13 protein-coding genes are annotated in these 12679 nt (G+C 70.4%); 8 read left to right on the top strand and 5 right to left on the bottom strand.

Going from position 1 to position 12679, the window contains the following annotated elements; translation table 11 throughout:
- Positions 1-10: 10 nt before the first annotated feature.
- Positions 11-1009, bottom strand: a complete 999-nt coding sequence (locus tag ACFVFQ_RS07195; protein ID WP_383410134.1) for a beta-ketoacyl-ACP synthase 3 — start codon at positions 1007-1009, stop codon at positions 11-13.
- Between the two features lie 61 nt (positions 1010-1070).
- On the opposite strand from ACFVFQ_RS07195, the gene ACFVFQ_RS07200 reads away from it, so the two are divergent.
- Both ACFVFQ_RS07200 and ACFVFQ_RS07205 read left to right on the top strand, forming a co-directional pair.
- Positions 1071-1376: a hypothetical protein gene (locus ACFVFQ_RS07200; RefSeq protein WP_383410137.1), complete on the top strand. Its 306-nt coding sequence runs from the start codon at positions 1071-1073 to the stop codon at positions 1374-1376.
- Positions 1373-2404 carry a phosphotriesterase gene (locus ACFVFQ_RS07205; protein ID WP_383410139.1) on the top strand — a complete coding sequence of 344 codons (1032 nt, stop codon included), beginning with the start codon at positions 1373-1375 and terminating at the stop codon, positions 2402-2404. The genes ACFVFQ_RS07200 and ACFVFQ_RS07205 overlap by 4 nt, the downstream gene beginning before the upstream one ends.
- Positions 2405-2445: 41 nt before the next feature.
- Here the strand turns inward: ACFVFQ_RS07205 and ACFVFQ_RS07210 are convergent, their stop codons facing one another.
- Complete coding sequence (locus tag ACFVFQ_RS07210; protein WP_383410142.1) at positions 2446-2994, bottom strand: carbonic anhydrase; 549 nt, start codon at positions 2992-2994, stop codon at positions 2446-2448.
- A 514-nt stretch (positions 2995-3508) separates the two neighbouring features.
- Here ACFVFQ_RS07210 and ACFVFQ_RS07215 point away from each other — a divergent pair.
- Positions 3509-3790 (top strand): peptidylprolyl isomerase, encoded by a 282-nt coding sequence (locus tag ACFVFQ_RS07215; protein WP_383410145.1) that lies wholly within the window; start codon positions 3509-3511, stop codon positions 3788-3790.
- A gap of 152 nt (positions 3791-3942) precedes the next feature.
- Here ACFVFQ_RS07215 and ACFVFQ_RS07220 read toward each other — a convergent pair whose 3' ends face one another.
- On the bottom strand, positions 3943-4371 hold the full coding sequence (locus ACFVFQ_RS07220) for a VOC family protein (RefSeq protein ID WP_383410148.1): 429 nt from the start codon (positions 4369-4371) through the stop codon (positions 3943-3945).
- A 336-nt stretch (positions 4372-4707) separates the two neighbouring features.
- On the opposite strand from ACFVFQ_RS07220, the gene ACFVFQ_RS07225 reads away from it, so the two are divergent.
- The 3 genes from ACFVFQ_RS07225 to ACFVFQ_RS07235 all read left to right on the top strand — a co-directional run bounded on the left by ACFVFQ_RS07225 (position 4708) and on the right by ACFVFQ_RS07235 (position 8268).
- A complete protein-coding gene (locus ACFVFQ_RS07225) occupies positions 4708-5694 on the top strand; it encodes an esterase/lipase family protein (RefSeq protein WP_383410151.1) in 987 nt (328 codons plus the stop codon).
- A 577-nt stretch (positions 5695-6271) separates the two neighbouring features.
- A complete protein-coding gene (locus tag ACFVFQ_RS07230; RefSeq protein ID WP_383410154.1) occupies positions 6272-7627 on the top strand; it encodes a hypothetical protein in 1356 nt (451 codons plus the stop codon).
- 413 nt (positions 7628-8040) lie between these two features.
- On the top strand, positions 8041-8268 hold the full coding sequence (locus tag ACFVFQ_RS07235) for a hypothetical protein (RefSeq protein ID WP_383410156.1): 228 nt from the start codon (positions 8041-8043) through the stop codon (positions 8266-8268).
- A 119-nt stretch (positions 8269-8387) separates the two neighbouring features.
- Here ACFVFQ_RS07235 and ACFVFQ_RS07240 read toward each other — a convergent pair whose 3' ends face one another.
- Positions 8388-9836, bottom strand: coding sequence for a glycosyltransferase 87 family protein (locus ACFVFQ_RS07240; RefSeq protein ID WP_383410163.1), 1449 nt, complete (start codon positions 9834-9836; stop codon positions 8388-8390).
- Positions 9833-10666, bottom strand: coding sequence for a class I SAM-dependent methyltransferase (locus ACFVFQ_RS07245; protein ID WP_383410170.1), 834 nt, complete (start codon positions 10664-10666; stop codon positions 9833-9835). The genes ACFVFQ_RS07240 and ACFVFQ_RS07245 overlap by 4 nt, the downstream gene beginning before the upstream one ends.
- A 150-nt stretch (positions 10667-10816) precedes the next feature.
- Between ACFVFQ_RS07245 and ACFVFQ_RS07250 the strand changes: the two genes are divergently transcribed.
- Positions 10817-11572 carry a response regulator transcription factor gene (locus ACFVFQ_RS07250; RefSeq protein ID WP_383410175.1) on the top strand — a complete coding sequence of 252 codons (756 nt, stop codon included), beginning with the start codon at positions 10817-10819 and terminating at the stop codon, positions 11570-11572.
- Positions 11562-12674: a sensor histidine kinase gene (locus ACFVFQ_RS07255; RefSeq protein ID WP_383410178.1), complete on the top strand. Its 1113-nt coding sequence runs from the start codon at positions 11562-11564 to the stop codon at positions 12672-12674. Before ACFVFQ_RS07250 ends, ACFVFQ_RS07255 begins: the two co-directional genes overlap by 11 nt.
- The last annotated feature ends 5 nt before the right edge of the window (positions 12675-12679 follow it).

Below are 12679 nucleotides of genomic sequence, written 5' to 3' on the forward strand. Positions count from 1 at the left end.
TCGATGGTGGTCAGGTAGGGCGATCCAGGCAGGGCCAGACAAGCGTCGTCGCACCCCAGGCCAGTCCCCCTCCGAACGCGGTCAGCAGCACGCGCTGCCCCGGCGCGAGATCCCCTGCCCGGTGGGCGTGGTCGAGCAGCACGGGAAGGGAAGCCGCGGAGGTGTTGCCTACGTGTTCGATGTTGGCGAGGATCCGGTCGGCCGCGATGTCGAGTTGCTCGCCGAGCATCGCGGTGATCCGCGCATTGGCCTGGTGCGGCACCACGCGATCCACCTCGTCGACCTTCCAACCGACCACGTCCAGGGCTTGGCGGGAGGCCGCCTCCATGCACTCCACCGCCCGCAGGAACACCTCGCGCCCCCGCAGCTGTAGGTAGCGGTTGGCGGGGGCCGCGCAGGCGCCGACGGCCTCCTCGCACCCGCCGCCAGGCACGGTGATCAGGTCCTGGCCCCTGCCATCGGCTCCGAGCACGGTGGGGCCCAGCGCGCCTGGCTCCTCTGCCTGTCCCGCCCGCAGCACGACGGCGCCGGCACCGTCGCCGAAGAGCGGGAAGACACCGGCGTCGGCCGGGTTCCGCAACGGCGACATCACGTCCGCCCCGATCACCAGCACGCTGTCCGCCGTGCCGGCCGCGATCAACCCCTGTGCGGTACCGAGCGCGTAGACGAACCCCGCGCACACCGCCTGTATGTCCATGGCGGCCGCCCCCGCCAGACCGAGCCGGGATGCGACCGCCGGTGCCGTGGCGGGACAGGCACGGTCCGGGGTTGTGGTGGCCACCACGACTGCTGCCACGGTGTCGGCCCCCGCCGAACGCAGCGCCGCCCGGCCCGCTTCGACCGCGAGGTCGCCGGTGGTGACACCGGCCTCCACCACATGTCGGGAGCGGATGCCCGAACGCGTGTATATCCACTCCGTGGGCTTGCCGATCTCCGCCGCGACCTCCTCGTTGGCCACCTGTCGCGCAGGCAGTCGCGAGCCGACGCCCGCGAGTACCGAGACCCGCATGGCATTCACCTCTCCTCTGCTGCTCGGTCGCCGCCCCTCCCCCGGCCGTTTAGGTGCGCGGTTGCCTATCGATTCCCACCGACGCTATCGCCGACGGCCTGCGCAGGCCCGGTATAGCCCGGCCATCCGGGTACCGTCGGCACGCTGCGAGCGGCACATCGCCGAGGCCCTGCGCGCCCTCGCGCTGCCGCACGCCGTACACGTCGAGACCGTCGGCTTCGGAATCGAGCGGTGCGACGGGCTCCGCGCCATGGACGAGCAGCATCCGGCGAAGCTGCTCCAGGAGATCCGGTCGACGATCCGGGCCGCCGACGCCCTGCTGGAGTCGCTCCCGGCATCCGAACCAGCCCCGCTGCTCGCCCGATGAGCCACCACCCCGAGGACCGGCCCGCGCCCACGATCCGTACCGTCACCGGCCCGCTCGTCGCCTCGGCCGTCGCCGGCCCGGCCCTCGCCCACGAGCACCTGGCCATCGACCTACGTCGAGGGGGCGATCAGGAAGCCGTACTCGACAGTCGGCACACCGACGCCGTAGCGGCCGAACTCTCCCTGCTCCGCGAGCAGTTCGGGCTGGCTCTGATCGTCGACCAGACCTGCCGTGGCATGGGACGCGACGTGGACGCGCTGGTGCGTATCGCGACGGCCGCCGACATCGCCGTGGTGGCCGCCACCGGCTGGTACCACGAGGCGTTCCACCCCGCCGACCTGCGCACCGCGGACATCGGACTCCTGACCGACACGCTGGTCGGTGATGCAGAGCAGGGCATCGGGCCGTCGAAGACACGCCCCGGCCTGATCGGAGAGGTCGGCAGTCATGGCCACCAACCCAGCGCACCGGAACGCCGATCACTCACCGCCGCCGCCCGCGCCGCCGTTCACACGGGACTGTCCGTGGCGACTCATGCCTCGCTCGGACGCGGCGGCCTCGCTCAGCTCCAGCTCCTCACCAACCAGGGACTGCCACCCCACCGGATCGCCATCGGCCACCAGGACCTGCTCACCGACTCGCCAACTCACCGTGCCCTGGCCGCCGAAGGCGCCTACGTGGCCTTCGACACCCTCGGCAAGAACAGCTACCAGGACGACGCGGTCCGCCTCCGTCTCCTGCTCACCCTGCTCGACAGCGGACACGCCGACCGGATCCTGCTCTCCTGCGACATCTCCCGCTACGCCTACCTGAACAGCTACGGCGGAACCGGCTACGGCCACCTGTTCCACTCGTTCCTGCCCCGGCTACGCGCTGCGGGCGTGCCAGGCAGCACCATCGACCAGCTGACCCGCCGCAACCTGCTGCGTTTCCTGTCCGGCCAGCGCGACGAGGGCGTGCCGTCGAAGGCCGCGCCCACCAGAGGTGCGCCATGCCTGCGACGCCCTCAAGCCGTCCGCATAGCCTGAGGTCGTCCCGTGCCTCGTCGCTGCCTTCACTTGCGACCGGTTCAGGAAGGGGCGCCCGTCAGGACTTCCACCTTGCCGGTGTCGAGCGAGTAGTAGGCGCCCACCACGGCTAGGGCGCCCTTGCGCGCCAGGGGGGCGAGATCCTTGTTGGAACGCAGATCGGTGGCGGTCAACTTGACCTGGGCACGGGCCATGGCGTCGGCCGGGTCGGCGCCGCCCTCCTTCGCCGCCTGCTCGTACGCCGGCTGGAGCGCCTTGACGATCGACTGCAGGTTGCCGGACAGCGGCTTGTCGTCGCGGAGGGAGTCGTACGCCGCCTTCACCGCGCCGCAGCGCTGGTGCCCGAGGACCACGAGGAGCGGAGTGCCGCTGGTCATGGGCCCGTACTCGGCGGAACCGGTGACCACCGGGCCGACCGCCACCCCGCCCGTGCGCATCACGTAAAGATCACCCAGGCCGGTATCGAAGAGTAGCTCGGGCGGCACCCGGGAGTCGATGCACGCGAGGACCGCCCCAAAGGGCTTCTGCTTCTGGGCAACAAGCTGGCGCCGGTTCGGATCCCGGTCGGGGTGGTTGAGGGTTCCGCTCACCCAACGCTTGTTGCCTGCCATCAGCCGCTCGAACGCCGTGGCGGGTGTGCTCGGGGTCGCCCCCGGTGAAGCGTTGAGCGCCGCCGGGGTCTCCCGCAACGATGAACACCCCGCGAGAGCGAGGGCACCACCGGCGAGCAGCGCTCTACGCCCCAGACGTCCTGCACTTTCCATCGTTCGTTCCTCCCAATGCCGTTGCCGTTCCGATGCGTCCCTATCTCTTGACCAGGGCGATTGTTGCCGTGGTGCGGGTGGCCGGTCGGCAGGCGCAAGTGGCTGGCAGGGCACGTTGCCACGGACGGCCCACATCGCGGCCACGCGGCAACGCGCGTTTCTGCGCCGGGCCTTCCACGCCCCGGAAGCGGGGGCAGCGGCCCGCATCGAGTCGCGACGGACCCTGGTTTGACCACCTGTGAATGTGCTGCAAGCCTGGCTGCTCACGAAAGCTGCCCCGGAGGCCCGTAAGCGCCTCTCCCGTCGCAGCACGGATGCGTACTCGAAAGGGTGTAATGCAATGGCTAAGGCAACCGCACGTCACATCTTGGTCCCCAGCGAAGCCAAGGCGAACGAACTGAAGGCGCAGATCGAGGCAGGAGCGGATTTCGGGGAGGTCGCTAAGGCCAACTCCACCTGCCCTTCCAGCAGCCAGGGTGGTGACCTCGGTTCTTTTGGTCCCGGACAGATGGTGAAGGAGTTTGACACGGTCGTCTTTTCCGCACCGACCGGAACCGTTCAGGGGCCTGTGCAGACGCAGTTCGGCTACCACCTCATCGAGGTAACCAGCCGCCAGGACTGAGGGGACGTCGAGGGATGAGGAGGGGACGGGGCTGGCACGCGCTCCGTCCCCTCCCGCCGTGCTGAGAGAACCTCGTCCGGATCGGGTTCGTTCCTCAAGTTCGGCTGCAGAAAAGGGCGTTCGTCATCACGGGACGGCTCCCCCATGCGTGCTCAGTCGATACAGAATTCGTTGCCCTCGATGTCCAGCATCGGGATGCACGAGTCTTCGCCGTCATACAGCGTTTGCACATGTACCGCGCCGAGCGGGACCAGCCGTGCGCATTCGGCCTCCAGTACGGCGAGGCGTTCCTCGCCCACGAGTCCGGTGCCGACCCGCACATCGAGATGCACCCGGTTCTTGGCGGTCTTCCCTTCGGGGACGCGCTGGAAGTAGAGCCGCGGGCCCACACCCGAGGGGTCTACGCAGGCGAACCAGGAATCCCGCTGCTCAGGTGGCTGTGAACGCTTGAAGTCGTCCCAGGTGGCAAACCCCTCCGGTGGCGGCGGTACGACGTACCCCAGCACCTCGCACCAGAAGCGAGCGAGACGTTCGGGCTCTGCGCAGTCAAAGGTGACTTGGACCTGCCTGATCGCTGACATCGGTGCACCGTACCAAGAGTGATCGTGGCCCTGCCGCTGTTTTTCCCGGGGCTCAGTCCTGACCAATTCCCTTGCGTCGAAGGCTGGTTACGGAATGGGCTTACCACTCCGTCGACGGCCCGCAGTGCCAGGCATCGACGCCTCACCCGCACGCCGGGAACGCCTGAGGCAGCACCGCCGGCCCGCCCCGCACGTCGCCCCGTTGCTCCATGCCGCTACTGCAGTCCGCCTACCGACCGTAACTTCCCGATCGATCACCATGTTGGCCCTTGCGATCCGGAAAACAGACGAACTGCACTCGGATGTGCCGGGAGCCCCTCACCGCAAGGACACTGCATGAAGCCACGTTGGGCACGCCTTCTCGCCGCCCTCCCCGCGGTCACGCTGACCGCGGGCCTCGCCACCCCGCCCGCTGCTGCCCACACGTCGCTACCCCACCTACACAAGCCCCTCGGGCTCCCCCGCCCCGCGCTGCCCACCGCTCCCCTGCGCCAGGAGCCCTTGGGAGCGCCCCTCCTTCGACCGTCTGCCGAACGAGCTCACCCTCCGTGGGCGGCCACCACCAGCCGTGGTTGGAACGACTTCTCCTGCAAGCCCTCGCCTGCGCATCCCCGCCCGGTCGTCCTCGTCCACGGCACCTTCGGCAACGCCGTCAACAACTGGCTCGGCCTCGCCCCCTACCTGGTGCGGCGCGGCTACTGCGTCTTCTCCCTGACCTACGGCCAGCTGCCCGGCCTCCCCCTCGTCGGTGGCCTCGGCCCGATCCACGCCTCGGCCCGCCAACTCGCCGCGTACGTCCACCGTGTACTGGCCGCGACCGGGGCACGGAGGGTCGATATCGTCGGGCACTCACAGGGCGGGATGATGCCGCGGGTGTACCTGAAGTACTACGGCGGCCGCCACAGGGTGCACACACTGGTCGGGCTGGCCCCCGACAACCGCGGCACCGACGCACACGGACTGACCAAGCTGCTCGACGCCGCTCCCGTCGTCAAAAGGCGCCTGTACGAACTGGCTCCGGGACTGATCGAGCAGGAGACCGGCTCTCCCCTGCTGCGGCACCTCAACGCCGGCGGCGACACCCTCCCCGGAGTCCGCTACACCGTCATCGCCACCCGCTACGACGAGGTCATCACGCCTCACCGGTCGCAGTTCCTGCACGGACCCCACGTCCACAACGTCGAGGTCCAAGAGCTGTGCCCGCTCGACCTCGCCATGCACGCCATGCTCGGCCTGTCCGATCCGGTTGCCTGGCACGAGACGGCCAACGCCCTGGACCCGGCTCATGCCACTCTGACCACCTGCGCATCCGTCGTGGACTGAGTGCACACACAAGCGCAAACAGAGCCTGTCTCAAAGCCCCTTGGACGCAGCGTGTTGAGTGGAATCACCACGCCAACGACAAGGGGCTTCGTCATGCGATGCCTCCCGAAAAGCACCACGCGTGCAGGATCAAGTCCACACCGGCGGTAGTCGGCATGCGGTTTCGTTCGTTGATGTTGGGGCGACCGGAGCGTAAGTAGGGATCATCCATGGTTCGGATATGCCGCCGCAGAACACCCGGCAAATCTCGTCCACCCCGCATGTGCCGTGCACACGACGCAACCTTGCGCGCTTGTGAATCTCAAGGTCGGTCCCACCTCTCACCACGGCAGCATCCCCGCTCCGCACAGCCGCAGGAGCACCTTCACGTGCGAACGCGCCCCGGGCCGCACCACCCAACACCGAGGGATATCAAGGAAGTTGGGATAGCATGGAAGCTCGGATAAGGAGAAGAATTGCCGTTCCGCCATTCTCGAAAGACCGACCCGAGCGGCCCGACCCAGACGGCCGTCAGACCGTCTCTGTTGCGCAGGCCATAGGAGTGGGAAGGCTTGACCCTTTTCGGTAAAGGACCCTCATGCCTCAGGTACCCAACGCCCACTTAGCCCAGCTGCTAAGCGAGGCCGACTGGAAGGCGCCTCAACTCGCCGCCGCCATCCGGTCCGTGGCTCGCGAACACGGCGACCAGCTTGCCTGCTCACCCTCAACGGTGGCGCGCTGGCTTACCGGTACCCAACCGCGGCCACCCACCCCCAGCTACCTCCTGGAAGCGCTCTCCCGCCGGCTCGAAAGGCCACTCACCGTGGCCGAGGCCGGGCTGACCATGGCTCCCCCGGCCCCGCCACACGCCTCGTGGGAGGCTGATCCGGTACGCACCCTCTCCGCCCTCACCCGCAGCGAATTCGACCCGCACCGAGGCAAGACGGTCGCCGGCGGCGCCTACAGCCTGGCCGACCTCCACCTGCCTGACTGGCCTCAGGCGTCTCAGACATCACGCCGCACCGCGACGGATTCCCGAGTCGCGGGGCGACAGGTAGGGCATACCAAGGTAGTCGCCGCCCACTCCGTTGCCGAATTCTTCGGCAGGACCGTCCAGTTATTCGGCGGCGCGCATGCACGTGCCACCCTTGCCTGCTACCTGGCCACTGAGGTCACCACCTGGCTGCAAGCCCCGTCGAGCGAGCGGATACACCGACAGCTACTGTCCGAGGCCGCCCAACTCACCGTCCTGCTCGGCAATATGTGTTCGGACGCCGCCGCCGACTCCCTCGCCCAGCAGTACCACCGCACGGGTGCGAGGCTCGCCGCCGACGGCCAGGACGCGTCGACCTACAGCATCGCCCTGCGGGCCATGTCCTCCCATGCCCAGGTCCTCGGCCACCAGACGAGCGCCCTCCGCCTGGCAGAGCAGGCCGCCGGTGCGGCCCGAGGCGGTCCCGACAACGTCCGCTCCTACACGCTCGCCCAACTCGCCGTCGCCGAGGCGCAATTGCATCACCATCGACGCCAGTCGCTGACCTACCTCAACCTGGCCGAGCGACTTCATACCGAAACCAACGACAGCCCACCCGGCCCGTTCTCCACCTACCCGGTGGCCGGCCTCCACTACCAGCGCGCCGGCACCCTCATGGCCCTGGGCGACCACACCAACGCCGTCAAGTCCCTGAACCTGTCCATAGCCAGTCGCGGCCGCAACCACTCCCGCGCCGGCACCCTGACCCACGCCCGCCTTGCCGAGATCCAACTACACCAAGGACACCTCGAAGCGGCGCTCACCCACTGGCGGCACTTCGTCGATGACTATCCCACTCTCCGCTCCAGCCGCGCCGCACACCACCTTCAGACCATGCGACAACTCCTGCGCCCCCACCGCAGACGTCGCGACGTGCAAGCCCTCCTCGCCCACGCCCGCACCCTTCTCATCAGAACGTGAGGGGCGGCTCGTTGGGCGACCATGGACCAGTACCACGGGGCATGGGTGGATGCGGGTGGGGGGCGAAGGTGTCCGGCCGGCAGTGGGGGCACCCCGTCGGGCTCGCCGCGACGGCGGACTGGGCAGGGATACCCGGCAGGGTGAGTCGGCTGTGTTTAGGTGCGGCGGTTCGCCTCCGGGAGCGATGCGGGAATGGACATCTGCGTCCGGGGATTCGGCGGGCGGTGCGGGCACTCGCCCAGGTCGTGGGCGCGCAGGGGGAGTTGGGACATGGCTTGGTTTGCATCACTGCGCACCGGGCCGCTGAGGTCGATCTCACCACGGCGGGGCTGGTGGGCCCGGTCGGGGTAGCTAGGCCCGAGCGCGGTCGAACTCGGCTGCTCGGACACCCCCTTCAAGGAGACATCACGGATATGCGTTCCCTTGCCCGTGTCGCAACGGCTGCGGCGATCCTGACCGCATGCGCCCTCCCCGCCACCTCGGCTCAGGCCGCCCCGCTCCCGGCCGACCCGGGCGGCCAGGCCCCCCATGGCGTCCCCCACACCCTCGTCGGCCACCTCGCCAGCGAAGTCGGTGACACCGTCAGCGAGGTCGACGACCTCCTCGGCGGCCTCCTGGCCGCGGCCGGAGTCCGCTCCTAGCGCTCTCCTGGAGCAGCGCATGACCAGGGCCTGCCGCCGTCGTCGTCGCCTTCGCGGTCACGGCGCCGGCGGTGGGTCCGCCACCCATCCTCGACCTCTTTTCACCGTCAAGTGCCCGCTCAGTTAGGGAGGTTCACCGTTAGTGAGGTCGAGCTCCCCGCTTCTGGACGTCGGGTAGCTCGGCGCGTTGCGGAGGAGCGCAGGGAGGCGCCGACGATGACGGCAAGCCCCGCCGCGCCGTATGCGCATGCCTGGAGGGGGAAGCCGGGCAGGAGTCGGCCGGCCAGGTAGAGGGCGGTGCCGGCGAGGGTGAGGGTGAGCCATTCCCAACGGCCGTCCAGGGCCACGAGGGCGACGACGAGGAGGGAGTACCAGGGGTAGTTGGGCGAGAGGAGGAGCAGCGTGGTGCCGGTGAGCAACAGGGCGCCGCGCCAAGGGCGTTGGGGATCGCCGCGCCACCACACGTACAGGGCGATAACTCCCAGCGCTGCGGCCGCGGTTGCGCCGGCGGCGGCGTCGGGGAGCAGGAGTCGCAGGAGGGCGAAGCGGCGGACGTCGCCGGGGTCGTAGCCCTCTTCGTGGAGGTAGCCGGGCAGGTAGCCCAGGACGCCGGCGCCGGAGGCGAGTACGTACGGCAGGTAGGCGAGGGCGACGGCCGCGGCGGCGGATGCCGTGACGCGCAGGACGCGGGCCGGGCCGCGCTGTCCTGACAAGGCGCCGGGCAGGGCGAGAACAGGCAGGATCTTGACGGCGATCGCCGCACCGAGCAGGGCGCCGCGACGGGTGCCGGCGGTGGCGGTGCCGAGCGCGAGCACGGTCAGCAGGACGCCGAGCGTGTCGATATGGGCGTTGTTGACGGCCTCGAAGGCCACGGCCGGGCACCAGGCCCACAGCGCGGCCCGGGACGCGGCCGTGCCCGGGTCGCCGCGTCGCCGGAGGACGGTGAGCAGGGCGAGGGTGGTGGCGAGGGCGAGGACTGCGCCGCCGATTTGAAGTGGCTTGTGGCGGCTGTTGGTTGGGGAGAGTTCGTGGACCGCCAGATACCAGCCCTCTGCTACGGGTGGGTAGATGGTGGGGACGGTGGGGCGGTTGATGCGGACGCACAGTCCGGTGTCGGTGTGGGTAAGTCCCCAGCCGGAGCAGGATGTTGAGGGCGATGAGGGGGTTGCCGTGGTTGAGGTCGGGAAGAGCCAACTGTCGCGTAGTGGGGTCAGCTCGGGAGCGGCGGGCGGGTAGGCGTAGGGGGAGATGCCGGCGGCCTGGACGCGGCCGTCCCAGGCGTAGCGGTACATGTCGTTGCTCGTGCGCGGGGGCGCCGCGAGGCCGGCCAGGGCGATGGCCACCGCGCCGAGCAGGACGAGAACGGTCGCGGCGCGGGTGGGGACCTTGCGTATGGTCCACGCGGCGGCGGCGAACAGTGCCCAGGTGACCGCGTAACCGGCCAGCAGACGGCCGGGGTTGCTCACGTTGTCGCCCGCGCGGAGCGTGTTGGCGATCGTCGCGGCGAGGGCGGCCAGGAGGAGCACCGTGGCGGTGCTGGCGACCGCTTTCCTTCGGGGGTCGGTCATGGGCGGGTGGCCCTTCGGGGGGTCGTCGTGGGGCGCGGTTCGGGGGCGAGGGGGAGTTCGTCGGGGGTTGGGCTCGGGCGGTGGAGTTGGAGGAAGTGGCGGTTGTCGTTCGTCCAGCGGTCGGTGAGGGTCCAGCCGGCCACACCGGCCCTCTGCAGCAGGGCAGTTGGGCCGATGCGGGCCCAGGGGAAGGGGCGGCCGTGGCGTCCCTGGGCGTTCTCGACGCGGACGAGGAGGCGCTCGTCGATGCCGTCCTCGGCGGCCTCGACCAGTAGCCGACCGCCGGGGCGGACCAGCTCCCGCAGTCGGGAGAGCAGGGCAACCGGGTCGCCACCGATGCCGACATTGCCATCCATCAGGAGCACGGTTCCCCAACGGCCCTCGCGCGGAAGGCGGTTGAAGACGGAGCGGCGCAGGGCGGTGCCGCCGAGGCGGCGGGTGCGGGCGACGGCCTCCGGGCTGACGTCCACGCCCAACACCGGTACGCCGCGGCCGGCCAGGGCGGCTACGAGGCGGCCAGGACCGCAGCCGATGTCCAGGACGGGGCCGGCGCAGCGGAGCAGCACGCCGATGTCGGCGGCGTCGGGGGCGGCGCACCATCGCGCCACGTCCAACGGGAGCAGCTCCCCCGCCCCGGCGGCGCCGGGCGCCAGGCGGCGCAGGTACAGCGGGCCGCGGCCGGTGCGTAGGGCGTCGGCGTAGGGGTCGTTCGTCCAGGGTGAGCCGGGGAGTCCGAGCCCGGGCCGGGTCGACGCGGGGAGGGCGGCGCAGGGCTGCGGTGTGGCGTCGGCCGCGGTGTCGGCGTCCGAGGAAGGGTAGGTCTCGATCACCTCACTCACCCTACGAACACAAATCAGACAAAAGGGACTTGGTTCCCTTACGGAAGGCTGACGTCGCCACTCCTTACGGATCGATGACATCGGCCCTCGTCGCGACCTCCACCGCCCGCCCACGCCGCGCATGGTGCGAGACTCCGAAGGGTGAAACGCGTACTCGTGGTGGACGACGATCCCACCGTCGCCGAGGTCGTCGCCGGGTATCTGGACCGGGCGGGCTTCGCCGTCGACGTGGCCGCCGACGGCCCCACCGCCGTCGCCCGCGCCTCGACCCGGCCGCCCGACCTGGTGGTACTGGACCTGATGCTGCCCGGCATGGACGGCCTGGAAGTCTGCCGCCGCATGCGCCAAGACGGCCCGGTCCCCGTGATCATGCTGACCGCGCGCGGCGACGAGGAGGACCGCATCCTCGGCCTGGAAGTGGGCGCGGACGACTACGTCACCAAGCCGTTCAGCCCCCGCGAGCTGGTGCTGCGCGTGGAGTCCGTCCTCCGCCGGGCCGGTGCGTCGTCGCCTACCGGGGGCGGGGGCGGGAGCACGGCGGGCTGGTTGCACAGCGGCCCCCTCTCGGTGGACCCCACCGCCCGCCGCGCCACTCGTCACGGAACCGAACTTCCCCTCACCATCCGGGAGTTCGACCTGCTGACGTTCTTCCTGCGCAACCCCGGACGGGCGACGAGCCGGGAGGACCTGATGCGCGAGGTGTGGGGGTGGGAGTTCGGCGACCTGTCGACCGTCACCGTCCATGTGCGACGACTGCGGGAGAAGATCGAGGACGATCCGGCCCGCCCGCGCCTGATCAGCACCGTATGGGGCGTCGGCTACCGCTTCGACCCTCCCGAGCCCGACGGGACGGACAACAAGGCAACGAGCCACCGGGGAGCCGGCCGTGATCGGTGACACCCTCCTCATCGCCCTGTACGCCGCCATCGGCGCGGCGGTCGCCGGACTGGCCGGCGCGGCGGCCCTACTCCTGCTGCGCAACCGCTCCGTCGCCCTGTCGCTGGCCGTCGTCGCCGCCGTCACGGTCACCGCGATGCTCGCCGGCACGATCCTGGTCTCCTGGGCGATGCTCCTCTCGGAGCACGACCTGTGGGTGGTGACGATGGTGTGCGCCATGGCCGCGGTCGCGTCCCTGGCCGTCTCGCTGCTCCTCGGCCGGAGCGTCGTCAAGGGCAGCCGCGCGCTGGCCGAGGCCACCCGCGCCCTCGGCGACGACGGCCGTTTCACCCCGCCCACCACCGCCCCAACGGCCGAACTCGCCGAACTGAGCCGCCAGTTGGCCGCCACCAGCGCCAAGCTGACCGCCTCCCGCGAACGCGAGCAGGCCCTGGAGTCGTCCCGCCGCGAACTGGTTGCCTGGATCTCCCACGACCTACGCACCCCGCTGGCCGGGCTCCGGGCCATGACCGAGGCCCTGGAGGACGGCATGGTCGACGACCCCCGCGTCTACCACACCCGCATCCGCACCGAGGTCGAGCGGATGAGCGACATGGTCAGCGACCTCTTCGAACTCTCCCGCATCCAGGCCGGCGTCCTCGCCCTGACCCCGACCCGACTGTCCGTCTACGACCTCGTCGGCGACGCGCTCGCGGGCGCCGACGCGCTCGCCCGGGAACACGGGGTGCGACTGGTGGGCGACGCGGTGGAGAAGGTGCCGATCGAGGTCGACGGCCGCGAGATGTCCCGCGTCCTGGCCAACCTCCTCGTCAACGCCATCCGCCGGACCCCCGCGGACGGCACCGTCGCGGTCTCCGCCCGCCGGGAGGCCGACCGGGTCGTACTGGCGGTGACCGACGGCTGCGGGGGCATCCCGCCCGAAGATCTCCCGCGGGTCTTCGACACCGGCTGGCGCGGCACCGACGCCCGCACCCCACCCGCCGGGGCGGGGCTCGGACTGGCCATCGTGCGCGGCATCGTCGAGGCCCACCGGGGCCGCGCGGCGGTGTGCAACGTGCCAGGCGGCTGCCGCTTCGAGGTCCATCTGCCTGCGGCGCCCTGACGCCC

The organism is Streptomyces sp. NPDC057743, assembly GCF_042798755.1.
Taxonomy (GTDB): domain Bacteria; phylum Actinomycetota; class Actinomycetes; order Streptomycetales; family Streptomycetaceae; genus Streptomyces.